Source organism: Nocardioides sp. zg-1230 (assembly GCF_013155335.1).
Classification (GTDB): Bacteria; Actinomycetota; Actinomycetes; order Propionibacteriales; family Nocardioidaceae; genus Nocardioides.
Map to the genome: position 1 here is coordinate 182,266 of NZ_JABJQZ010000009.1, position 23,083 is coordinate 205,348.

The window sequence follows — 23,083 nt, forward strand, 5'->3', positions numbered from 1 at the left end:
TCAGACTTCTTCGACGGAGCTGGGCTCGCGGCGGGACAGGTCGATGCCGAGCTCCTCGGCCGCCCGGAAGACGTCTTCCTCGGCGTCCTTCATCTCGATGGTGGAGCCGTCCTGCGACAGCACCTCCACGTTGAGGCAGAGCGACTGCATCTCCTTGACGAGCACCTTGAACGACTCGGGGATGCCGGAGTCGGGGATGTTCTCGCCCTTCACGATGGCCTCGTAGACCTTCACGCGGCCCGGCACGTCGTCGGACTTGATCGTGAGCAGCTCCTGGAGGGCGTAGGCGGCGCCGTAGGCCTCCATCGCCCAGACCTCCATCTCACCGAACCGCTGGCCACCGAACTGGGCCTTACCGCCCAGCGGCTGCTGCGTGATCATCGAGTAGGGGCCGGTCGAGCGAGCGTGGATCTTGTCATCGACGAGGTGGTGCAGCTTGAGGATGTACATGTAGCCGACCGCCACGGGCTCCGGGAACGGCTCACCCGAACGACCGTCGAAGAGGTTGGCCTTGCCGTCCTCCTTGACCATCCGCTCACCGTCGCGGTTGGGCAACGTGGAGCCGAGCAGACCGGTGATCTCGTCCTCGCGGGCACCGTCGAACACCGGGGTGGCGACCTTGGTGTTCGGGTCGGCCTGGTCGGCACCGATCGCGATGAGGCGCTTCTTCCAGTCCGACTCGCCCTTCTCGCCCGAGAGGTTGAGGTCCCAACCCTGCTTGGCGAGCCAGCCGAGGTGCAGCTCGAGGATCTGGCCGATGTTCATACGACGCGGCACACCCAGCGGGTTGAGCACGACGTCGACCGGGGTGCCGTCCTCCATGAACGGCATGTCCTCGATCGGCAGGATCTTGGCGATGACGCCCTTGTTGCCGTGGCGTCCGGCGAGCTTGTCGCCGACCGAGATCTTGCGCTTCTGCGCGACGTAGACGCGCACCAGCTGGTTGACGCCCGGGGGCAGGTCGTCGCCGTCCTCGCGGTCGAAGACGCGCACGCCGATGACCGTGCCGGACTCACCGTGGGGCACCTTCATCGAGGTGTCGCGCACCTCGCGCGCCTTCTCACCGAAGATCGCGCGGAGCAGGCGCTCCTCGGGGGTGAGCTCGGTCTCGCCCTTGGGCGTGACCTTGCCGACCAGGATGTCACCGGTGGTGACCTCGGCGCCGATGCGGATGATGCCGCGCTCGTCGAGGTCGGCCAGGCCCTCCTCGGAGATGTTCGGGATGTCCCGCGTGATCTCCTCGGGGCCGAGCTTGGTGTCGCGGGCGTCGACCTCGTGCTCCTCGATGTGGATCGAGGTGAGGACGTCCTCCTGCACCAGGCGCTGGCTGAGGATGATCGCGTCCTCGTAGTTGTGACCCTGCCAGGGCATGAAGGCGACGAGCAGGTTGGTGCCCAGTGCCATCTCGGCGTCGTCGGTGCAGGGACCGTCGGCGATCGGCGTGCCGACCTCGAGGCGGTCGCCGGCCTTGACCAGCGGACGCTGGTTGATGCAGGTGCCCTGGTTGGAGCGACGGAACTTGGCCAGCTTGTAGGTCTGGTAGGTGCCGTCGTCGTTCATCGTCTCGATGGCGTCGGCGGACACCTCCTTGACCACACCGGCGTTGTCGGCGACGACCACGTCACCGGCGTCGACGGCGGCGCGGTACTCCATGCCGGTGCCGACCAGCGGGCTGTCGCTGGTGATCAGCGGCACGGCCTGGCGCTGCATGTTGGCGCCCATGAGCGCGCGGTTGGCGTCGTCGTGCTCGAGGAACGGGATCAGGGCCGTCGCGACCGACACCATCTGGCGCGGCGAGACGTCCATGTAGTCGACCTCTTCGGCGAGGATCGCGTCGACCTCACCGTTCTTCTGCCGGACCAGCACGCGCTCCTCGACGAACTTCATCTTCGCGTCGAGCGGGGCGTTGGCCTGCGCGATGACGTAGCGGTCCTCGTCATCAGCGGTCAGGTAGTCGATCTCGTCGGTGACGACACCCTTGACCACGCGGCGGTAGGGGGTCTCGACGAAGCCGAACGGGTTGATCCGACCGTAGGAGGCCAGCGAGCCGATCAGGCCGATGTTGGGGCCTTCAGGGGTCTCGATGGGGCACATGCGGCCGTAGTGCGACGGGTGGACGTCACGGACCTCCATGCCGGCGCGGTCGCGGGACAGACCACCGGGACCGAGCGCCGAGAGGCGACGCTTGTGCGTCAGGCCGGCGATCGGGTTGGTCTGGTCCATGAACTGCGAGAGCTGCGAGGTGCCGAAGAACTCCTTCAGCGCCGCGACCACGGGGCGGATGTTGATCAGGGACTGCGGCGTGATCGCCTCGACGTCCTGGGTCGTCATCCGCTCGCGGACCACGCGCTCCATGCGGGCCAGGCCCGTGCGGAGCTGGTTCTGGATGAGCTCGCCGACCGTGCGCATGCGGCGGTTGCCGAAGTGGTCGATGTCGTCGGCCTGGACCTTGACGGGGGCGCCGTCAGGACCCTCGACGACGTTGCCCTCGGCGTCGACCAGGTCGGGCGACTCGGCCTGGACACCCGCGGCGTGCAGCTGCACGACGTAGCGGATGGCGGCCACGACGTCGTCGATGGTCAGCGTCTGCTGGTCGAAGGCCTCGTGGAGGCCGAGCTTCTTGTTGATCTTGTAGCGGCCGACCTTCGCCAGGTCGTAGCGCTTGGGGTTGAAGTAGTAGTTGTTGAGCAGCGTCTGCGCGGCCTCGGCCGTCGGCGGCTCGCCCGGGCGGAGCTTGCGGTAGATGTCGAGCAGCGCGAGGCGGGTGACCTCGTCGTTGACCTGCTCGGCGGTGGGGGCCTCGCCCCGCGCCTTCTTCTGCAGCTCCTCGTAGACGACCTCGTAGCGGACGCTGTCCTTCTCGAGGGTCAGCATCATGGACTCGTACTGACCGAACTCCTCGCGGATCTGGTCGGTCGTCCAGCCGAGCGCCTTGAGCAGGACGGTGACGTTCTGCTTGCGCTTGCGGTCGAGACGCACACCGACGAGGTCCCGCTTGTCGATCTCGAACTCGAGCCAGGCGCCGCGGCTCGGGATGAGCTTGGCGGTGAAGATGTCCTTGTCGGACGTCTTGTCGGGGCTCGACTCGAAGTAGACGCCGGGCGAGCGCACGAGCTGCGACACGACGACGCGCTCGGTGCCGTTGATGATGAAGGTGCCCTTGCGGGTCATCATGGGGAAGTCGCCCATGAAGACCGTCTGGCCCTTGATCTCACCGGTCTCGTGGTTCATGAACTCGGCCGAGACGTAGAGCGGGCGGGAGTAGGTGAAGTCCTTCTCCTTGCACTCCTCCTCGGTGTACTTCTCGTCGAGGAAGACGGGGTTGTCGAAGGAGAGCATCATCGTCTCGGAGAAGTCCTCGATCGGGGAGATCTCCTCGAAGATCTCCTGCAGACCGGTCTTCTCGGAGACGTCCTCACCGGCAGCCCTGCGGGCGGCCACCTCCGCCTCCCAGCGCTCGCCGCCGACCAGCCAGTCGAAGCTGCTCGTCTGGAGCGAGATGAGGGGGGGAACCTCGAGAGGTTCGGTGATCTTTGCGAAAGAGGTGCGACGGTGGTTACCAGCGGAGCTGCGCGCGGCCAAGAGGTGTCCTCACAAATGAGCAAGTGATCGGCGCCAGCCGACCACCACGACGGCCGTCCGGAAGGCGTCGGGCATCTGAGGGCAGGCGCAAGGAGACACGATAGCGCAACTCAGGACACGCCACAAACGCGGGGTCTTTCCCAGAGGGTCGCTCCACGCGTTGGCCACGACTATGAACGTCGAAGCGTCACCGGTCAAGCAGGACGCGCCGATTGCCTACCCTTGGGCGGGAGAGGTGACGAGGTCGTCGACCAGCCACTCGCCGTCCACGCGCTGCATCGAGACGGTGACCTGGTCCTTGTAGACGACCGGCTCGGCGTTCAGCTTGTTGGTCGTCGGCCGGTCCACGAAGACCAGCACCTGCACGCGGTCGTCGCTCGCCCGCACGATGCCCGAGGCGGCGACCGAGGCGGTGACCTTCGTCCGTGTCTGCGGGGCGTTGTCCTCGATCACCGTGAAGAGCTTGTCGTACTCCTCGCGGTAGCTGCCCGTCATGAGCGCCTGGGCCTTCCGCTGGTCGGCCTCGAGCGTCTCGTGGTCGTAGGAGAGCACGGGTACGACGGCGCGTTCCGCCGCGACCTGGGCCTCCCTGATCGCCGGGTCGACGCCTGCGGCCTCGGCCCGGGTCCACGTCCAGGTGGCCGCGACGACGAGGCCGGCCGCGAGCACGCCCAGCCCGGCGAGCAGCCAGGACGACACGCCGGGGTGTCGTCGGTCGGCGGTTCGCGGGTCCGTCTCCGGCGCCGGAGCGGCGTCCTCGTCCGACGGGGGCGCGGCCGGGGCGTCGTCCCCGACCGGCGGCTCCGGGCTCAGTCCGGCGTCGTACGCCGCGCGGGCGAGCGGGTCGAGCAGCACCTTGGCCGCCCGGTTGAGCATGTCGAAGCGCCGGTCGCCCGGCTCGAGGTCGGCGATCCGGTCCTTCCAGGCGGAGCGGACCTCCTCGCCGGAGGCGTCGCGAGGCACGTCGAGGACGTCGTACCAGGTGGGTGCGTCGGTCACCATGCGCTCCCCTCGGTGCTCCCGTCGGCGGCGCCGGGCTCCTCGGGGGAGCTCACGGGGGTGAAGTCGTCGACGAGCCACTCCCCCTCGATCATCACCAGGTCGACGGTGAAGCGGAACGGCAGCGGCTCCTGGTCGACGGTCTGCGCCTTCGCCCCTTCGCCCTGGCGGTAGCTGTCGGTGAACGCCCCGGCCACGAGCACGCGCGCCGAGTCGTCGTCGACCGAGGAGACAGCGGTGGCGAAGACGTCGGCGGTGCGGGTGATGCCGCCCTGCGCGACGAGCTGCTCGGCCGTGGCGACCTCCTTGTCGAAGTCGGCCGCGAACTTGGGCGTGATGACCTCGCGGACCTGCTCGCGGTAGGCGGGCATCTGGCCGGAGTCGTCGAGCAGGTCGGGGCTGTAGGTGCCGAGCCGCTTCACGAACTGGTCGCTCAGGCTCATCACCTGCTCGCGCTCCTCGGGGTGGTCGAGGCCACCGCCGGCGGACGCGCGTCCTCCGGCTGTGAGCCAGACGAGCAGGGCGGCGGAGACCACGACGACGAGCGTGAGCGCGAGGGCGAGGAGCAGCCGCCGGCGCGGCGGCGCGGGGTCACGGGTGACGGACCCGGTCTCGTCGGACGGGGTCTCCACGGAGTCACCCGGTCGGGCGAGCTCGGACAGCACGGACATGTTCCCTCCCTGGAACGCATCGCCCCTCCTCCAAGGGGTCGTAAGGGTCAACGACCGCCGGCGCCCGGGGTCACGCCCTCGCCGAGCAGTGGCTCGAGGTAGAGCCACTTCCAGCTGTCCTCGCCGAGGGTCCGCGGTGCCGCGGCACGCGACCCGGTGAGGCGCTGGATCTCGGCGGGGTCGGACGTCACGGCACCCGTGGCCGGGTCGTACGCGAAGTCCGCGGCCCCCCACCCGGTGGCGGCCCGCGGCGCCTGGATGTTCTGCGCTCCGCGGGCGTTGGACTTCGAGGCAGGCTCGGTGCAGCCGGCTCCCTCGTTCATGGCCATGTCGCTGCCGTCGAGCGGCGAGCGCCGGTCGGTGCCCTCGTAGCCGCCGAGGCACACGTGCGGGTCCGAGGTCAGGACCATGCCGAAGTGGGCGTCGTACAGCCCGGTGCCCGGCGACCTCGACACGACCGTGTAGCCGCCCTCGACGACGTAGGGGTAGAGGACCAGCAGCTGCTCGATGCCGTCGAGGTGCTTGACCACGACCTCACCGGTGGTGACCAGGTTGTTGATCAGGTCGCCGAGCTCGACCTCGTTGGCCTCGAGGAAGACCCGCAGCTCGTTGGCGCCGAGCGAACCGTCCTCGATGAGGCGGCGCAGGTCGCGGTCGTGGTCGGCCACCGTGGTCGAGAAGGTCGAGAGGTCGCGGGCGAAGCGGCGGAAGGCGCGCTCGGAGTCGATCTGCCCGTTGAGCACCGTGTTGCTGTCGCGGATCAGGTCGACGGTGACGTCGAAGTTCTGCTCCGCCACGGTGATGAACTCGCTGCTGCTGTCGAGGATGGTCTGCAGGTCGTCGCCAGCGCCCCGGAACGCGAGGCCAAGCTCGGAGGTCACGGTGCGCAGGTCGTCCTGGTCGACGCTGCGGACGGTCTCGTCGAGGTGGGTGAGCAGGGTGTCGGTCGCGATGGGCGTGGTGGTCAGGTCTCGGGCGATCTCCGAGCCGTCCTCGAGGAACGGGCCGTCGTTGCTCTGCGGCTGCAGCTCGACGTACTGCTCGCCGACGGCCGACCGGTTGCCGACCAGCGCGTGGGCGTCGGCCGGGATGTCGTCGTGCTCCTCGTCGATGTCGAGCACGAGGTCGACGCCGTCGTCGGTGAGGACCAGCTCGCTGACCTCGCCCACGCGCACCCCGCGGTAGGACACCTCCGCCCCGGCGAAGGCACCGCCGGAGTCGGCGAAGTGGGCCACCACCGTGTAGCTCTGGTCGAGGACGAGGCGGTCGAGGCGGGCGTAGCGGGCGCCCACGAAGCTGACGCCGACGAGCGTGATGATGGCGAACACGAGCAGCTGCAGCCTGGTCCGACGGGTGATCATCGCGTCACCATCCCGGGGACGAGGAGGCTCACGAGCGCGGGGTCGTAGAGCTCGGCCAGCTCGCCCATCGTCGGCCCACGCCGTCGGTCGGGTGGTGCTCCGGTGGGGTACGCACCGGGGCGGGGCAGGCCGGGCAGGGTGATCGTCGGCAGGCTCGGGACCGGCACCGTCGGCACGGTCGGCGTCGGCACCGGCAGGGTCGGGGTCCCCGAGCCGCCGCAGAGCCCCGGCACGGGGGCCTGCTGGCACACCGCGCTGATGACCGAGCCCGGCAGGCCGACGCACGCGGACACGTCACCGCGGCGCAGCCCCTCGAGGCAGTCGTTGATCGCGTCGAGGGCGTCCTGGCACAGCCGGCTGGTGTCGGGGAGCGGCCCGTCCTGCGGCAGGGCGCTCAGCGGGATGCATGCCTCGGTCGGCAGCGTGGTCGGGATCGTCGTCGGGATCCCGGTCAGGTCGACGTCGAGGGTGATCGACAGGTTGGTGTAGTCGCCCATGTGCAGGTTCCGCGCCACCTGGGGGTCCCGGCCGACGACCTCGTCGACGAACGGGTAGGTGAGGAAGACGTGGAAGGCGTTGGTGAAGTCGTCCCCGGAGGCCGCGAGCTGGGTGAGCACCGGGTCGAGGCGCTCGAGCGAGGTGATCGTGGCGTCCTTGGAGCGGGCGATGACGTCCACGGCGACCGACGACAGCTCGTTGAGGGCGGCCAGCATCTCGACGAGGTCGTCGCGCTGCCGGTCGATCGAGTCGAGCGCGCTGGGCAGCTCCTCGAGCGCGCGGTCGATGGTCGGCAGCTGCTTCTCCGCCGCGAGGGCGAGCCGGTTGAGCGACTCGATCGCGGCGACGATGTCGGCCTTGTTCTCGTCGAGCTGGCCGGTGAACGTGCGCAGGTTGCGGAGCACGGAGCGTGCAGAGTCCTCACGACCCTCGAGGGCCAGGTTGAGCTCCTGGGTGATGGTCTTGAGCTGGGCGACACCACCGCCGTTGAGCAGCAGGCTCAGGGCGCCCAGCACCTCCTCGACCTCCGGGTTGCGCCCGGCCCGCTCGATCGGGATCACGGCCCCGTCCTGCAGGCGGGACGCGATGGCCCCCTCGTCGGGAGCGCTGAGCTCGACGAACTTCTCGCCGAGCAGGCTGGTCTGGCGCAGCTCGGCCACCGCGTTGCCGGGCAGGTCGACGTCGCGCCGGATCTCCAGCGTCACGCGTGCCTGGTAGCCCTCGAGGTCGATGGCGCTCACCTTGCCGACGCTCACGTCGTTGACCTTGACCGTCGACTGGGGCACGAGGTCGAGGACGTCGGCGAACTCCACCGTCACCGTCATCGGGTCCTCGCCCACGTCGGGACCGCCCGGGAGCGGCAGCGAGTAGACGCTGGCGTCGCACGCGGAGAGAAAGAGGGCGGCGAGCACGCCCAGCACGAGCACCTTGAGCCGCGTCATCGCTGCACCTCCGGGTCTGCTGCGACCAGCCCGCCGAGGGTCGGGTCGAAGACGTCCTGCGCGGGCAGCGGCGCCCGCGTACGCCCGAGCGCACCCGCGCGGGGCCGGGCGAGCAGGTCGGTGATCCGGTCGCACACCTGTCCGGAGCGTTCGACCTGGCCGACGAAGCCGCACAGGAACGCGGCCGGGTCGATCTCGAGCTGGTTGATCGACTCGCCGAAGTTGGCGCGCGTGTCGAGGGTGCCGGCCTGCGGGTTGTAGGTCAGGGCGAGGTTGTTGAGCGCCCCGGGAGCCACGCGCAGGATCTCGTCGAGCGCCGCACGCTGGCGCACCAGCACCTTGGCGACCCGGTTGACCCCGGTGATGTTGCGGCTCAGCGAGCCCTTGTTCTCCTCCACGACCTCCTTGACCGCGGTGAGGGCCACCGACAGGTTCTTCGTCGCGGCGACCAGCTCCTCCCGCTCGCCCTCGAGCATCGTCGAGACGTCGGCGAGGGACTGGTTGAACTGGCGCACCGTCTGGTCGTTCTCGGCGAGGGTCTCCATGAAGCTCCCCAGCGCCTCGGCCGAGCCGAAGAGCTCGTCGGAGTTGCCGGCCAGCGTGGCGCTGAGCTTGGAGTAGTCCTTGATCGTCTGCCGGAAGGTGGCGCCCTGGCCGCCGAAGTTGTCGGCCGTCACCGACAGCAGGTCGGAGAGGGCGCCGGACTTGTTGGCGCCCCTCGGGCCGAGGGCGACGTTGAGGCGGTCGAGGCTGTCGTAGATCTCGTCGAGCTCGAGCGGCTCCGCGGTCTCCTCGACGGAGAGCTCGGCGCCGTCGGTGAGGACCTGCCCGGTGCCGGGGTAGGCGGGGGTGAGCTGGACGTAGCGGTCGCCCACCACCGACGGCGCGATGATCACCGCACGGGCATCGGCCGGCAGCTTCACCTCGTCGTCGTACGTCATCGTGACGGTCACGTCGGTGCCGGTGGGCTCGACGCGCGTCACGGTGCCGACGGGCACGCCGAGGACACGGACGTCGCTGCCCTCGTAGACGGAGATGGCGCGGGGGAAGTGGGCGACGACCGTCTTGGTGGTGTCGCCGCCGAGGACGGTGACGGCCGCCGCGACGACGAAGCCGAGCACGACGAGCGGGGCGACGAGGCGCTTCACGAGGTCCATGGCTCAGCCCACCTGCGGGACGGGCGGGAAGTTGGAGATCCAGGTGTCGAACCACGGACCGGTGCCGAGCGTGTTGGCGAAGACGCGGTAGAAGGGCGCCATCAGCCGCAGGCTGCTGTCGAGGTTGTCCTCGTTCTTGTTGAGCACCGCCACGACGTTCTCGAGGTGCGCGAGGGCGGGCTTGAGGTCCGCGCGCGACTGCTCGATGAGCAGGGTGAGCTCCTTCGAGAGGGTCGTGCTGGAGACCAGCAGGTCGTGCACGGCCTCGCGGCGCGCGACGAGGGCGCGGAACAGCACGTCGCTGTCCTCCATCAGCGTGATGATGTCCTGGTCACGCTCGTCGAGGACCGTCGAGACCCGCTCGAGGTTGACCAGGAGCGTGTTGAGCTCCTCGTCCTTGGCCGCGATGTTGGTCGAGAGCCGGCTCAGGCCGTCGAGCGCTCCCCGGAACTCCTCGGGGGTGTTGCGGGTGAGGTCGGCGAGGGTGGTGAGCGAGTCGGCGAGCTCGTCGGTGTCGATCTGCTCCGACGTCGACGCGAGGCCCTCGAACGCCTCGACCACGTCGAACGGCGACGAGGTGCGCGCCGCGGGGATGGTCGCCCCCTCGGCGAGCCGCCCACTGCCGGCGGGCTCGAGGGCCAGGAACATCGCGCCCAGGATCGTCTTCACCTTGATCGCGGCCCGGGTGTCACCGCCGAAGTCGGCGGCCTCGTCGACCTTGAAGCTGACCCGCACCTCGTCACCCGCGAGCTCGATCTCGTCGACCTTGCCGACGCGCACGCCGGCGATGCGTACCTCGTCGTTGACCTTGAGCCCGCCGGCCTCGGTGAACATCGCGTGGTAGGTGTCGCCCCCGCCGATGATGGGCAGGTCGTCGGCCCGCAGCGCGGCGACCAGCATCACCGCGAGGACGACGAGGCTGATGGCCCCGACGACGACGGGGTTGCGCTCCCTGAAGGGCTTCATCCGAGATCACACCTGTCGGAGCCGGTGTTGTACTTCACCGGGATGGAGACGTCGCGGGGCAGGTTCACGCGCCCCTGGAACTCGCAGAGGTAGAAGTTGAAGAACGAGCCGTAGATCGCGGTGCGGCCGATCTTGCGGAGCTTGATCGGGAGCACCTGGATGGCGCGGTCGAGCTCGGCCTTGTTCTTGTCGATGTTGCCCGCCACCGCGCGCAGCTCCTTGATGTCCTTCACGAAGGGCTCGCGGATCCCGTCGATCAGGGAGGCGGTCTCGACCGACAGGGCGGAGACCTCCTCCAGCGATCCGAGGATCGCGTTGCGGTCCTTCTTCAGGCCTCCGACGAGCGTGCGGAACGACTGGATGAGGCGGGTGAGCTGCTTGTCGCGGTCGGCGACGTGGTCGAGCACCACCGACAGGTTGTCGATGAGGTCGCCGATCACCTCGTCGCGGTCGGCGAGCGTCGAGGTGACCGACGCGGTGTGCGCGAGCAGCCCCTCGAGCGTCCCGCCCTCCCCCTGGAACACCTGGATGAGCTCGTACGACAGCTGGTTGACGTCGTCGGGCGAGAGCGCCTCGAAGAGCGGCTTGAAGCCGTTGAACAGCACGGTGAGGTCGAGCGCCGGCGTGGTGCGGGACACCGGGATGGTGGACCCTGCCGGCAGCCGCCGGGTGTCACCCACCTCCTGCGTCAGCGAGATGTAGCGCTGCCCGACGAGGTTGCGGTAGCGGATCGCGGCGTTGGTGCCGCCGTTGACCGAGGTGTCGCGGTCGACCGAGAAGGTGATCAGGGCCCGGGTGCGGTCGACGATCTCCACCTCGCTGACCGTCCCGACGCGGACACCGGCCACGCGGATGTCGTCGCCCTTGTTCACGCCGGTGGCGTCGGTGAACTCCGCGCGGTACTCGCGCGACGAGCCGAAGTCGAGGTTGCCGATCGTCACGACCAGCACGGTCGTGGCGAGCGAGGTGACGACGACGAAGACCAGCAGCTTGACCAGGTCGACCGACGTCTTGGCGTCCAGGAGGCGACTCATCGCAGCGACACCTCCGCCCCACGCGCCATCGGCCCGACCAGGAGGACGCCGAGGTCGGGTACGTCGTCGCCGCTGACGCCGAGCCCCGGGGCGAGCAGCGCCTTGAGAAGCGCGGACTCCTCCCGGCCGCCCGCGTAGCCGGCCGCCGTCCCGGACCAGCCCGGAGCGACGCGGCTGGTGCCCTTGCCGGTGGGCTCGTCGACACCGTCGACGAAGTCGGGCTGGGTGCCGGGGTTGGCCTGGCTGTAGCTGGGACTGGGCAGCTGGCCGCAGTGGGGCCCGCGCTTGTCGCCGTACACCGGGGCGTCCTGGGGGCCGTAGCCGCGCGGCTGGTTGGGCAGCGTCTCCAGCACGATGTGGAGGGTGAAGCCGCGGAAGGCCTCAGCCTGCAGCTTGCCCGCGCCCACGATGCCGCCCAGCAGGCACGGGTACTCCGGCGCGTAGCGTGCGAACACCTCGAGCTGGGCCGCACTGAGGTCGGCGAGGCGCACCAGGTTGTCCCCGTTGGCGCGGGTGAAGCGCTCCGTGACGGCCGCGAACTTCGACACGTCATTGAACAGCGCCTGCAGCTTGTCCTCGCGGTCCTCGAGCGTGGAGGTGGTGGTGATGGTGTTGCGGAGGATGGTGGCGACCTCGGGCAGCACGTCGGCGTAGGTGTCGGAGACCCGCGCGGTGAGGCGCAGGTCCTCGACGAGGGCCGGGAGCTCGGGGTTGAAGCGGGTCAGGTAGGCGTCGAGCGTCTCCAGGGTCTCGCCGAGCTGCTCGCCCCGGCCCTCGAGGGCGGTGGCGACGGCGTTGAGGGTGGTGTTGAGGTCGGCGGGCTGCACGGCGCGCAGGAGCGGGTAGAGGTCGCTGAGCACCTGCTCGACCTCGATGGAGAGGTCCGTGCGCTGGATGACGTCGCCGTCGGCGATCGGCTGTGCCGACGAGCCGCCGTCGGGGACGTCGAGAGAGACGAACTTCTCGCCGAACAGCGTCTTGGGCAGGATCGAGGCGGTGACGTCGCGCGGGACGTCGGTGGTGCGGTCCTGGTAGAGGCCGAGCGTGATGTCGGCGCCCTCCGCGGTCGGCTCGTAGTCGAGCACCTCGCCCACGATGACGCCCTTGATCTTGACGTCGGCGCGCTGCGGCAGCTGGAGCCCGATCCGCGAGGCCTTGACGGTGACCTCGTCGTAGTCGCTGAACTTCTGGGTGAACACGCCGTACGTCGCCCACACCGCCGTGAGCATCAACGCCAGGAACACCACGCCCAGGGCCTTCGTCCTCATCACCGACTCACCCCGCCAGCCGCACGGTGGTGGCCGCGCCCCAGATGGCCATCGACAGGAGCAGGTCGAGCACGTTGATGGCGACGATGCTGGTGCGGACCGCACGCCCGACGGCGACGCCCACGCCCGCGGGCCCGCCGGAGGCGTTGTAGCCGTGGTAGCAGTGGATGAGGATGACGGTCACGGCGAAGACCAGGACCTTGCCGAAGGACCACAGCACGTCGCCCGGCGGCAGGAACGCGTTGAAGTAGTGGTCGTAGGTGCCGGGAGACTGGCCGTAGATCTGCGTCACCACGAGCCGGCTCGCGAAGTACGACGACAGCAGCCCGACGACGTACAGCGGGATGATCGCGATCAGGCCGCCCACCACCCGGGTGGCGACGAGGAACGGCATCGACGGGATGGCCATCACCTCGAGGGCGTCGACCTCCTCCGAGATCCGCATGGCGCCCAGCTGCGCGGTGAAGCCGCAGCCGACCGTGGCGGCTAGCGCGATGCCCGCGACCAGGGGCGCGATCTCGCGGGTGTTGAAGTAGGCGGAGACGAAGCCCGAGAAGGCCGCGGTGCCGAGCTGGTTGAGCGCGGCGTAGCCCGACAGCCCGACCTGGGCACCGGTGAAGAAGGTCATGCCGATGATCACGCCGACCGTGCCGCCGATGACGGCGAGCGCTCCGGAGCCGAGGGTGACCTCGGCGAGGATCCGCATGATCTCCCGGGGGTAGCGGGTCACCGAGCGGGGGACGGCCTTGAGCACCCCGAGGTGGAAGGCCAGCTGGCCGCCCAGGTCGTCGAGGGAGGCGAGCGGCTTGGCGTACACGTCTCGTAGTGGCATCGCTCATCCGCCCTTCGGGGGCACGACCTGCAGGTAGATCATGCTGAGGACGAAGTTGGCCACGAAGAGAAGCAGGAAGGTGATGACCACGGACTCGTTGACGGCGTCGCCGACGCCTTTCGGCCCGCCCTTGGCGTTCATGCCCTTGTAGGAGGCGACGATCGCGGCGATCAGGCCGAAGACGAGCGCCTTGATGAGCCCGATCCACAGGTCGGGCAGCTGGGCGAGCGCGGTGAAGCTGGCGAGGTAGGCACCGGGGGTGCCGTCCTGGAGGATCACGTTGAAGACGTAGCCGCCGCTGACGCCGACGACGCTGACCATGCCGTTGAGGAAGAACGCCACGAGCATGCAGGCCAGCACGCGCGGGACGACGAGGCGCTGGATCGGGTCGATGCCGAGCACCATCATCGCGTCCAGCTCCTCGCGGATCTTGCGCGCACCGAGGTCGGCGGCGATCGCCGAGCCGCCGGCGCCCGCGATGAGCAGCGCGGTTCCGATGGGGGCCGCCTGCTGGACCACCGCCAGGACGGACGCCGATCCGGTGAACGACTGGGCGCCGAACTGCTTGATCAGGCCGCCGACCTGGAGCGCTATGACGGCGCCGAAGGGGATCGCGACCAGGGCGGTCGGCACGATGGTGACCGACGCGATGAACCAGGCCTGCTGGATGAACTCGCGCAGCTGGAAGGGTCGCCGGAACAGCCCCCGCCCGACGTCGAGGGCGAAGGCGAAGAGGTTGCCGGCGACGCCGATGGGCGCGAGCGCGCGCGAGGACATGGAGGTGGACATCGACTCGTCAGGCTCCCGGAGCCAGGCCGGCGTTGCTGGACTCGAACGAACCGGGCGGCGGCGTCACTCCGTGCTCGCGGCACCACTCCCCTGCCGGACGCTGGCTGCGACGCGGGATGCCGTTGGACGGGTCGAGCTGCAGCGGGATCGGGGGCAGCGGCGGCAGCTCCTGGCCCGCCTCGGCGGCGAGCTCGTCGGCGTCCTTCTCCTCCGACATCCCGATCGGTCCGACCCGCTGCGCGTTGAGGAACTGGCGTACGACCGGCTCCTCCGAGCTCAGCAGCTGCTCGCGCGGGCCGAACATCGCGAGGTGCCGGTGGTAGAGCAGCCCGATGTTGTCGGGCACGGTGCGCGCGGTGTTGATGTCGTGGGTGACGATCAGGAAGGTGGCGTCGATCTGCGCGTTGAGGTCGACGATCAGCTGGTTGAGGAAGGCTGTGCGCACCGGGTCGAGACCGGAGTCGGGCTCGTCGAACAGCACGATCTCGGGGTCGAGGACGAGCGCCCGGGCCAGGCCCGCGCGCTTGCGCATGCCGCCGGAGATCTCGCCGGGCAGCTTGTCCTCGGCGCCGAGGAGCCCGACGAGGTCCATCTTCTCCATCACGATGTCGCGGACCTCGGACTCGGACTTCCTCGTGTGCTCGCGCAGCGGGAAGGCGACGTTGTCGTAGAGGTTCATCGACCCGAACATCGCGCCGTCCTGGAACAGCACCCCGAAGAGCTTGCGGATCTCGTAGAGGTCTCGCTCGGAGCAGCTCGCGATGTCGGTGCCCTCGATGATGATCGAGCCCTTGTCGGGCTTGAGCAGCCCGATGAGCGTCTTGAGGAACACCGACTTGCCGGTGCCCGACGGGCCCAGCATCACGCAGATCTCGCCCGCCGGGACGGTGAGCGTGACGTCGCCCCAGATGAGCTGCTTGCCGAAGGACTTGCTGAGGTCGTTGACCTGGATCTCGACACCCATGTGCGCCCTCCTGCCGTCTGGCTCCCTGGTCGAGCCCGGCTCGTGTCCGGGCTGCTACAGGGGGGTCAACGCAGGAGGTCGTGAGAGGTTACGGGCGGCGCGAGACGGTCGTCACCACCCCCCGCGAGGGGTCGGCCGCGGCGGCGGGTGTGCTCCTCAACGCAGGACGCACGTCGTCACGCAGGCCGCGAGATCCCTCACGTCCGCCTGGCGAAACGGACCTTGCCGTGCTTGTCGAGGGAATGCTGGAACGTCGGGTCGTGGATCCGTCGGTGGTGGGGCGGGCACAGCAGCCGACCCTTCTCGACACTCGTCCCGCCGCCCTCGCCCCAGGACACCTCGTCGTGGTGGGCCTCGGTCATGGCAGGTGGCGCGTCGCAGCCGGCGGCCGTGCAGCCGCCGTCGCGGATCCCCATCGCGACCCGCTGGGCCTCGGTGTGGAAGCGGCGCTTGCGGCCGACGTCGAGCGGCATGCTCGGGCCGCCGAGCACGGCGGGGATGATGCCCGCCTGGCAGGCCAGGCGTCGCGCCTCGCCCGCGCTGATGCGGCCGCCGGTGTCGAGCGACGCAGCCTTGAGGCCACCGAGCAGGGTCTCGAGGTCCATCGTCACGACGACCGTCGCCGCCACCCCACCTGCCTTCGGCGTGGACGCGGCGGGGCGGGTCTCGACGTAGTCCATGAACGCCCGGCCCATCCGGTGCCGGGTCAGCGCCGGCGGGCGCTCCGCGTCTCCGTGGCCGCCCGCGCTTCCCTTCCTGAGGTCTCGAGCGACGCGGGCCTTGAGGTCCTTGAGGAGCATCGCCCCGTGGAGCGACGGGATGGTGAAGCGGCCGTGGCACGTGCCGTGCCCGTCGTCGACCATGGAGAACGACGCTGCGGCGAGCGCATCGGCCTCCTCGGCCTCGAGACGACGCGCCTCCTCGGCGTCCGCGGCTTCAGGGTCGACCGCCTCGAGCACCCGACGCCCCAGCACGCGCAGGTCCTTCGCGTCGTGCTCGCCTGCCTTGTCGAGCAGGAACCGCGTCGCCGCAGCCGGAACCCAGTCCTCGACCGCCTCGGGCAGGTCGTCCACCGCGTCGGCGATCACGCGCGCCTGGTCGGTGCGCAAGTCGCCGGACGCCAACCCCTGGGCCACCTCGTCGTGGCCCTCCAGCGTCTTCGCCAGCCGCGCCAGCCGGTGCGCCTCAGCACGGGTGGTGCGCGTCGCCTGTGACCACCAGTTGGCCGTCGACGTCGCGCCGGTGTCCATCCCCGCGCCCACCGCCTCCGCCTGCCGCAGCACCCGCATCAGGAGCGCGTCGAGCTGGCCCCGCACCCGGGTCAGCGACAGCAGCGCCTCCTCGGCGTCCTTGGTCGACATCGTCCACATCGGCCGGTCGATCGCCGCCGCGAGGTCAGCCTCGAGCCACCGCGCCAACGCCACCACCTGGTGGTCATCGAAGTGTGCGATCGCTGTCATGCACGCACTCTTCCAGAGGGGTACGACAGTGGGGCCGGCTTGTTAGGACGGGGTGTGGAGAGAGGCGTCGACCTTCTCTCATGGGGTCTGGTCACGGGCCGGAGTTCGAACGGCTATGGCGGGCGGCGAAGGCGCTGCTCTGCGCCCAGAATGGGCTACCTCGGAGGCGACGGTTCGCCCACTCTGGCACGGGTGTAGAGCACCCAATCGGAACGCATCCATGAACGTGCGGCCGGGGTTCCTCTGGCGGCCAAGCGCGCTTTCAGAAGTGCCAGGCCCTCAGGCCAGACTGGTCCAGCCTTGTCTTTGAACGGGTCAACTACGACGGTACGAGGATCGGTGAGCCTCAGGACGTCGAGGCATAGGTCTAAGTCGGATGGCTCGAGCCTCCGGTGCGCTGCAGCGCGAGCGTCGTGACGAAGTCCCTTTGCGCATTGGCCGCCGAAGGAGTGTCAGCGACATTGCTGGTCCAGTCGAGCTATTGCCCAAATCAAAGGTACCGGCGCACTCTAGGCAGAAGCGCATTCAATTCGGGCTCATCTCGACCCCAGAATCTCTGCGTGAGGGCTGAGTTGCAGGCCTTCTCGGGTCACGTGGTGGGCATGGATGGAGGGATCCCAATGGCGGAACGCACCATTACCTTGGACCTGGAGGACGGGCTCACCATGGCCGTCGTGGCCGAGCAGGCTGGGCCGCAGCTCGTGGCGGACAAGGACATCATCGCTAAACTGTCCAACGTCACGAGATCGATCGAGGTGGTTGGCCGAGAGACACTCGAGGCCGTCAAGAGGGCGGCTCCAGAGAAGGCGACCGTCGAGCTCGGCTTCGGCCTCGCTCTGGAACAGGGACAGCTCGTCGCACTCTTGGGCAAGGGCAAGGCCGAGGCCACGATCAAGGTGACGTTCGAGTGGTCGAGGGCCGAGACCGAGTGACATGCCGATCCCGGAGGACGCGCTTGGAGCAATACGCACGCTGCTGAAGAGGTGCACGGTTGCCATCACCGGCGCCGCCGGCGAGCACGGCAGCGGGTTCTTCATCGACGAGCACCTCGTCCTGACCTGCGCGCACGTCGTCGCCGCACCAGAGGGCTCCGAGGTGACAATCCACATTGCCGGGCCGGCTGAGCGCACCGGTGTCGTCAAGGAGTACCTGCCCGGCGACGACGTCGACCTCGCCGTGGTGGAGGTCAGCTGGCTCGGCGACGACCCGCCGCAGCCGGCCGTCGCGCTGGACCGCGCGTTCGTGGACAACATCGAGTACCTCGCCGTCGGGTTCCCGCGCGAGGACCTGAACCGGACCACGGGACTCGAGGAGGTCCCCTACAAGATCAACGCGCACTACGGTGCCGATCGGGTGACCCCGCATGTGCTCAACATCCACGCGGGTGGACCTAAGGTCCAGCCCGGCCTGAGTGGCGGGGGGATCTTAAACCCACAAAGCGGGGCTGTCGTCGGGCTGGTCCAATACACCGCCGAGGTCGGGACAGACTCCGGCGGCGGCGGCATCCCGATAGTCCGGGCCTCCGAGCACCTCGCGACCGTCAAGGAGCACCTTGATAACCCCCCGCTGGCAACCCGGGTGTGGCGCGACGCGCTAGGACCGGAGGCCTGGCGAGAACTGGGCAACGAGTGGGACTGGCAGTCTCGCGTCGAGATCCGCATCGCGGGGACGGTCCGAGAGTGGAGCGTTCAGGCGCTGCTTGCCGTGGGACGCCCCGCCGTTGCCCGCGAGCTCGCCGACACGCGCGATTCCGACGACGAGGAGCCGTATCTGATCAGCGGCGCGGCCCTGACCAACGAGATCACCGAGGCCCTGTTCAACTGGGCACGTCGACGACGCGTGAGGGACGCGGCAGACGTCGAGCTGCTCGGTCGGCTGCTGGCCGCGGCCCTGCTCCCGGATCCCGTGGTCGCCCGGCTGACGGGAGCGGCCGCGAGCGATGAGCTGCTGGTGCGCCTGCTGTTCGAGGAGCCGGGCGACGCCGAAGAGGGGAGCCCGCTCTTCGACGTTCCGTGGGAGTTCGTCTCGTTCCGGGTGGAGGACGAGCCGCGACAGGTCGCCACCCACCCAGGGATGAGATTCGCGCGCGTGGCGTCTCGCCACGACGACAACGAGGTCGACCTGGAGCCCGGGCGAGCGCCGGCCGGCGTGCTCGGCATAGCCATCCAGCTGGAGGAGTGGCAGGCGAAGATGCCCTTCTTCACGCAGCGCCTCACTCAGAAGTCCAAGGACGTCGTGTGGCCTAAGCACGGCGCGTTGGCCGGTAGCCTCGAGGCGGCGATCACCCAGAACCCGGGAGTCTTCGACGCCCTCGTCCTCGACACGCCCAGCCCCTTCAGGGTCCGAACCACCATCCAGAACTGGGAGGAGACCAAGCAGGGACTGTCCGACATGGAGGTCGTCCACTACTGCGGATTCGGGGAGATGCAGGACGGCAGCCCGAAGATCGCCCTGGCCGATGACGAGGGCGAGGAGGAGTGGCGGGACCTCGAGGACCTGTACAGCAAGGTCGCGCAGAGCGGAGCGCGGTTGCTCGTGGTCCAGTTCCTGCTGCCGATGCTGGGCACCGATCCGGTGCCGATCCCGGCAAGCGCCTTCGTGTCCGCGCTGCGAGGTGAAGTGAACGCCGTCGTGTTCACCCCGGTCCCGATCCATCCCCGGCAGGCGTCGTCGTTCAATCAGACCTTCTACGACGAGCTCGGCCACGGCGCGACGGTCGAGGCGGCGGTGCAGACGGCGAGGGCGAGGGTCGCGGAGGACAGCTTCCTCAACGATTCGGCCAGCTTCGGCTGGTTCACGCTGCTGACCGGGCCGCGATCCGGGCTGCGGCTGGTCGACCCGGCGGCGGGATCGGCAGGTAAGTTCCGCGACGCGACGTCGGCGAGTGAGCGGGAGCACTGAGATGTCGGGCTTCGTCGAACTGATCAAGGCGACCGAGGACCGGTTGCGCCGCGAGCACGATGTCGACGCAGGGATGGACGCGGTGATCGAGTCGATCGGCACCGCGGTCGACCCGACCGATACCGTCGCGATCACCAAGAAGTTGTTGCGGCGCAGGATTCGGGCCCTCCATGCGGCCTCCGACCAGCTGACCCAGCTTAGCCACCAGATCGAACAGTTGGCGGGCCTCCTGCATCTGCTGCCGGAGGGCTGGGACGACCGGCGCAAGCGCATCGAGGCCGACCTGGCCGCGAACCAGGCCACGGGACTCGCGACCTGGCTCTCGGACTGGTACGACGCCGCGAGCCGGCAGCGGTGGGACGCTGTCGACCGGCTGGTCACAGACGTGCGTTTGCCGGACACCGCGCACCTTCTGCTCGACCGGATGCGGCTCGCGCAAGAGTCGATCGCCTCGGGACGGTGGGTCCTCGCCAGGCCGGTTCTCGAGGCCGGGCTGGACGGGTTCGAGCTCGGCGGCCGTCACGTGCCCAACGAGGAGACGAGCGGGCGCTTGGCGGGGTTGCTCGCGAGGCTGTCGCTGGCGAACGATCCCAGCACCGATCCGGCAGACCTTCTCCGGCGAGCCCTCAACCAGGGGTCGTCGACGACCGCCGTCGCGCTGGCGGCACGCTGGCACCGGTTCCAGGGCGACCTAGCGCAGAGCGAGCGCTGGCTGGACCAGGTCGAGGTGGAGGACCACACCGATCTCGACGTGGCCGTGGAGCTTATCGAGCGGGCGCGGCGCCAAGGGAAGGCGTCGTTGGCGGCCGAGGTCGCGGCGGCAGCCGTTGCGACCGTGCCGATCGTGTCCCACATTGAGATGCACCTTCGGGCGCTCCTGTATCCGCCGCCGGTCGAGCTGTGGATCGCGATGGCGGAGCGTGCGCTCGTCGAACGCGACCTCGAGGGCGTCGACACGGCACTGGAGCAGGGCTTCGAAACGGCAGAATGGACCGACAACCCGTCGCGGGCGCGCCTTGCGGAACTTAGGGCTGCGGTGGCGGAGCAGCGGGGCGCGGAAGGGCAGCAGGCGCAGGCCCTGGTCGACGCCGGCTCGGAGCGACTGTGGAGCGGTGCCCCGGAGTTGGGAATCCTGCACTTCGAGAAGGCCCTCACCCTAGAGCCGGGTCACACGGGCGCGCAGCTGCTGCTCGCGGACTCGCTGCTCGTCAGTGCGGGGGCACTTCCGTTGCGGATCGCGAAGCCGCGACTCCGGCGGGCGCTCTCCCTACTCACCTCCGCCCAGGCGCGACGGGCGGTCGAGCCGCACCAGGCTTGGAGCTACACAACGGAGAGCTATGCGCGGCAGTCCTTGCTCGACGACCTAGACCCTGGGGCCGATCGTGAGACGTGGCCGGCCCTGCTCGCGGCGTGCCGGGGCCTGGCCTCCGACCTGGGGGACTGGACCCGATGGTTGACCCTCGCTGACGCACTGTCCGCGATGAGGGCGCACGAGTTGGCCCTCGACGTCGCCCGCCACGTCAGGAGGACGTTCGGCGACGACGCCGGCATGCGCCGGATGGCGGCCGAGAAGTATGCCAACACGGGCTATCCGGACAAGGCGATCCGGGCGCTGGAGCCCCTGGACGGCTATGACGAGGAGGCACGGAGGGGGGTCGACGCCGTCCGGGCCTACTGCATCCTCCGGCTCGGGGACCCCGCCGAGGCCGCCAGCCTGCTGCGGCGCACGGAGTTGGACCCCGAGTGGGCCTGGGCCACCGAGTCACTCGTGTCCGCGCTGCTCCTCACCGGCCGGATGCCGGAGGTCATGTCGGAGGTTGCGTCGCTCGAACGTCATTGGTCGGGTCGGCTCGACGAGCGGTCGGCCGCGTCGTCGATGGCGTCGGTCCACCTATGGCAGGGCCGCTTCGACGCGGCAGCGGACCTGTGCGAGAGGCTCGACAACCGCGCCGAGGATGCAGGGTCCGTGCTGGCGACCGCGCGGCTGCTTCAAGGCCGGCGCGAGGAGGCGGTGGCCCTGTTCGAGAGCTGGCTCAGGACGTCGGCCACGCGGCGTGCGCTGGCGGAATGGGAGCTGCTGACGGCGCCCCAGATCCGGGTCCTGGCCGTGCACTTCGGCGTACCCCTGGTCGACCTGCAGGACCTGAACCGGCTCGCTGACGACCTCCTGGCCGGCCACGCATGGCCGGAGCCGCCAAGCCCCTGGGGCAGGGTGGGCCGGTTCCAGGCAGATCCGGTAGATGAAACCGCACGGATAGCAACCGAGATGTGCGGCGCACTGGTGCGGTTCGCCCGAGGGGATGCGGCGGCAGCCGCGGCTGGTTTGTCCGACCAGCCCCTCGATGAGATGAGCGACACCCTGTTTCAATCCCTGAAACAACAGGCCACCAAGCGCGACGCCCCGGAGGGCGCGGCCTCGGAAGTGCCGTTGGCCAGCCCGCCAGGCGAGACGGAGGCAACGCCCGAGCGGGATGCTGACGAGCGGCTTGCCTCGGACGTGGTGGCTGCGCTGCGCGACGGCCGGCAGGCGGACGCGAACCAGGCGATCGAGGCATTGATCCAGCGCGACAGCGCCGAGGAGGTCGGTTCGCAGCTGTGGCTGGCCGCCGAATCCGACTACGAACTCTACGACGACGTTATGAGGTTGGTTGAGTCGTTCGTCGAACGCGACCAGCTGTCCGAGTCGGCAGGCGCACTGTTGGGTCGGCTCCGCGAGTGGACTGCACTTCGGCTGCTGCTGCCACCTTCCTGGTTCGCCGGCCATGAGGACCCTGTGGCGACACACCCGATCTTCCTCCGGTACATCCCCGAAGCACAGTTTCGGACGGAAGGGATGCCCGGCGTCCGCGTGTCCACCGACGAAGAACTCGAGCCCGACGGCTACCGGGTGCTGAGCGGCATCGAGGTCCTTGAGACGGGTCGGGTCGACCCGAGCGGCCGCTACACCGCTACGGAGTCTGCGCCGCTGGCGACCAGCGACACGTCGTCGGTCCGATGGGCAGAGGTGGTGCCAGGGATCGTCGCCGTCCCTCTGGCCGTCGACCCCGCGCTACCGCGCGAGTTGTTCCTGATGACTGCGGACGAGGTCGTCGTACGGCGTGCGGAGTACGGGTTCCAGGGAGCGCAGGCCGACGGCTAACCTGCGGACATACCCACGGCTTAAAGCTCACGGCCCGTGATGGACGAACCGGCAGGGTGGCACCTCGCCGCCGCTCGCGCCCGATATCCCCGCCTGCCCGGTTTCCCAAGAAGGTCTGGCGGAAGATCTGGTCGAAACCCCATACCCTGAATCGGCCCTCAAGGGACACGTTCCTGCTGGCTTGGGGATGGACTCGATGAACCTACGGATTTACCACTAGCGTTCGCGGAGGCATTGAGGCGACGCCGAGGAAATCCTCGGATCACCGGAGGACTGTCGGCGGCCACCCAGGCCCTAAGTTGCGATGGCAACGACGGGTCCGCCCCATCCTCAAGACCGGCCAACCCGCACCCGTCGTCACTGCAGCAACAGTGCGGACTGGCGGCCTCATGGCTGTCGGCAACGCTCGAAAATGAGGCCGATCCGACGCTCGAAAACGAGGCCACCGGTTCGTGTTGTCTAGTCTGCCGGGTCTTGGGTTCTGATGCTGGGCAGGGTGTCGATTCCGCGGTTGCGTAGCC

Annotated in this window: 16 protein-coding genes; 3 read left to right on the forward strand and 13 right to left on the reverse strand. The window is 69.3% G+C overall.

Features of this window, described 5'->3' with window-relative positions:
• The 13 genes from HOO61_RS23555 to HOO61_RS23615 form a co-directional block, all read right to left on the reverse strand.
• Positions 1 to 3,582 carry a DNA-directed RNA polymerase subunit beta gene (locus HOO61_RS23555; protein WP_172262396.1) on the reverse strand — a complete coding sequence of 1,194 codons (3,582 nt, stop codon included), beginning with the start codon at positions 3,580 to 3,582 and terminating at the stop codon, positions 1 to 3.
• Between the two features lie 216 nt (positions 3,583 to 3,798).
• Complete coding sequence (locus HOO61_RS23560) at positions 3,799 to 4,584, reverse strand: J domain-containing protein (RefSeq protein ID WP_172262398.1); 786 nt, start codon at positions 4,582 to 4,584, stop codon at positions 3,799 to 3,801.
• Entirely contained in the window at positions 4,578 to 5,252 is a 675-nt protein-coding gene (locus HOO61_RS23565; RefSeq protein ID WP_172262400.1) for a hypothetical protein, read from the reverse strand. Before HOO61_RS23565 ends, HOO61_RS23560 begins: the two co-directional genes overlap by 7 nt.
• Positions 5,253 to 5,299: 47 nt before the next feature.
• Positions 5,300 to 6,613: an MCE family protein gene (locus HOO61_RS23570; protein ID WP_172262402.1), complete on the reverse strand. Its 1,314-nt coding sequence runs from the start codon at positions 6,611 to 6,613 to the stop codon at positions 5,300 to 5,302.
• Complete coding sequence (locus HOO61_RS23575; protein WP_172262404.1) at positions 6,610 to 8,052, reverse strand: MCE family protein; 1,443 nt, start codon at positions 8,050 to 8,052, stop codon at positions 6,610 to 6,612. Before HOO61_RS23575 ends, HOO61_RS23570 begins: the two co-directional genes overlap by 4 nt.
• Positions 8,049 to 9,209: an MCE family protein gene (locus HOO61_RS23580; RefSeq protein ID WP_172262406.1), complete on the reverse strand. Its 1,161-nt coding sequence runs from the start codon at positions 9,207 to 9,209 to the stop codon at positions 8,049 to 8,051. The genes HOO61_RS23575 and HOO61_RS23580 overlap by 4 nt, the downstream gene beginning before the upstream one ends.
• Before the next feature lie 3 nt (positions 9,210 to 9,212).
• Positions 9,213 to 10,175 (reverse strand): MCE family protein, encoded by a 963-nt coding sequence (locus tag HOO61_RS23585; protein ID WP_172262408.1) that lies wholly within the window; start codon positions 10,173 to 10,175, stop codon positions 9,213 to 9,215.
• Positions 10,172 to 11,209 (reverse strand): MCE family protein, encoded by a 1,038-nt coding sequence (locus HOO61_RS23590; RefSeq protein ID WP_172262410.1) that lies wholly within the window; start codon positions 11,207 to 11,209, stop codon positions 10,172 to 10,174. The genes HOO61_RS23585 and HOO61_RS23590 overlap by 4 nt, the downstream gene beginning before the upstream one ends.
• Positions 11,206 to 12,477: an MCE family protein gene (locus HOO61_RS23595; protein ID WP_172262412.1), complete on the reverse strand. Its 1,272-nt coding sequence runs from the start codon at positions 12,475 to 12,477 to the stop codon at positions 11,206 to 11,208. Before HOO61_RS23595 ends, HOO61_RS23590 begins: the two co-directional genes overlap by 4 nt.
• A gap of 7 nt (positions 12,478 to 12,484) precedes the next feature.
• Complete coding sequence (locus tag HOO61_RS23600) at positions 12,485 to 13,309, reverse strand: ABC transporter permease (protein WP_172262414.1); 825 nt, start codon at positions 13,307 to 13,309, stop codon at positions 12,485 to 12,487.
• 3 nt (positions 13,310 to 13,312) lie between these two features.
• The gene (locus tag HOO61_RS23605) at positions 13,313 to 14,098 is read right to left on the reverse strand and encodes an ABC transporter permease (RefSeq protein WP_172262416.1); all 786 of its coding nucleotides are present in this window, start codon (positions 14,096 to 14,098) and stop codon (positions 13,313 to 13,315) included.
• 7 nt (positions 14,099 to 14,105) lie between these two features.
• Positions 14,106 to 15,062, reverse strand: a complete 957-nt coding sequence (locus HOO61_RS23610; RefSeq protein WP_172262418.1) for an ABC transporter ATP-binding protein — start codon at positions 15,060 to 15,062, stop codon at positions 14,106 to 14,108.
• A 197-nt stretch (positions 15,063 to 15,259) separates the two neighbouring features.
• Complete coding sequence (locus HOO61_RS23615) at positions 15,260 to 16,522, reverse strand: HNH endonuclease signature motif containing protein (RefSeq protein WP_172262420.1); 1,263 nt, start codon at positions 16,520 to 16,522, stop codon at positions 15,260 to 15,262.
• 560 nt (positions 16,523 to 17,082) lie between these two features.
• Here HOO61_RS23615 and HOO61_RS23620 point away from each other — a divergent pair.
• The 3 genes from HOO61_RS23620 to HOO61_RS23630 are packed head-to-tail and all read left to right on the forward strand — an operon-like array spanning position 17,083 to position 22,562.
• Positions 17,083 to 17,454 carry a CU044_2847 family protein gene (locus HOO61_RS23620; RefSeq protein WP_172262422.1) on the forward strand — a complete coding sequence of 124 codons (372 nt, stop codon included), beginning with the start codon at positions 17,083 to 17,085 and terminating at the stop codon, positions 17,452 to 17,454.
• Position 17,455: 1 nt separating this feature from the next.
• Positions 17,456 to 19,423, forward strand: coding sequence for a serine protease (locus HOO61_RS23625; protein WP_172262424.1), 1,968 nt, complete (start codon positions 17,456 to 17,458; stop codon positions 19,421 to 19,423).
• A 1-nt stretch (position 19,424) separates the two neighbouring features.
• Positions 19,425 to 22,562 (forward strand): hypothetical protein, encoded by a 3,138-nt coding sequence (locus HOO61_RS23630; protein ID WP_172262426.1) that lies wholly within the window; start codon positions 19,425 to 19,427, stop codon positions 22,560 to 22,562.
• The last annotated feature ends 521 nt before the right edge of the window (positions 22,563 to 23,083 follow it).

Bases quoted from the DNA above. Each gene is read 5' to 3' on its own strand.
- HOO61_RS23615 (WP_172262420.1), bottom strand. From the start codon at position 16,522: ATGACAGCGATCGCACACTTCGATGACCACCAGGTGGTGGCGTTGGCG.
- HOO61_RS23590 (WP_172262410.1), bottom strand. From the start codon at position 11,209: ATGAGTCGCCTCCTGGACGCCAAGACGTCGGTCGACCTGGTCAAGCTG.
- HOO61_RS23595 (WP_172262412.1), bottom strand. From the start codon at position 12,477: ATGAGGACGAAGGCCCTGGGCGTGGTGTTCCTGGCGTTGATGCTCACG.
- HOO61_RS23585 (WP_172262408.1), bottom strand. From the start codon at position 10,175: ATGAAGCCCTTCAGGGAGCGCAACCCCGTCGTCGTCGGGGCCATCAGC.
- HOO61_RS23610 (WP_172262418.1), bottom strand. From the start codon at position 15,062: ATGGGTGTCGAGATCCAGGTCAACGACCTCAGCAAGTCCTTCGGCAAG.
- HOO61_RS23565 (WP_172262400.1), bottom strand. From the start codon at position 5,252: ATGTCCGTGCTGTCCGAGCTCGCCCGACCGGGTGACTCCGTGGAGACC.
- HOO61_RS23630 (WP_172262426.1), top strand. From the start codon at position 19,425: ATGTCGGGCTTCGTCGAACTGATCAAGGCGACCGAGGACCGGTTGCGC.
- HOO61_RS23560 (WP_172262398.1), bottom strand. From the start codon at position 4,584: ATGGTGACCGACGCACCCACCTGGTACGACGTCCTCGACGTGCCTCGC.
- HOO61_RS23580 (WP_172262406.1), bottom strand. From the start codon at position 9,209: ATGGACCTCGTGAAGCGCCTCGTCGCCCCGCTCGTCGTGCTCGGCTTC.
- HOO61_RS23600 (WP_172262414.1), bottom strand. From the start codon at position 13,309: ATGCCACTACGAGACGTGTACGCCAAGCCGCTCGCCTCCCTCGACGAC.
- HOO61_RS23625 (WP_172262424.1), top strand. From the start codon at position 17,456: ATGCCGATCCCGGAGGACGCGCTTGGAGCAATACGCACGCTGCTGAAG.
- HOO61_RS23570 (WP_172262402.1), bottom strand. From the start codon at position 6,613: ATGATCACCCGTCGGACCAGGCTGCAGCTGCTCGTGTTCGCCATCATC.
- HOO61_RS23575 (WP_172262404.1), bottom strand. From the start codon at position 8,052: ATGACGCGGCTCAAGGTGCTCGTGCTGGGCGTGCTCGCCGCCCTCTTT.
- HOO61_RS23605 (WP_172262416.1), bottom strand. From the start codon at position 14,098: ATGTCCACCTCCATGTCCTCGCGCGCGCTCGCGCCCATCGGCGTCGCC.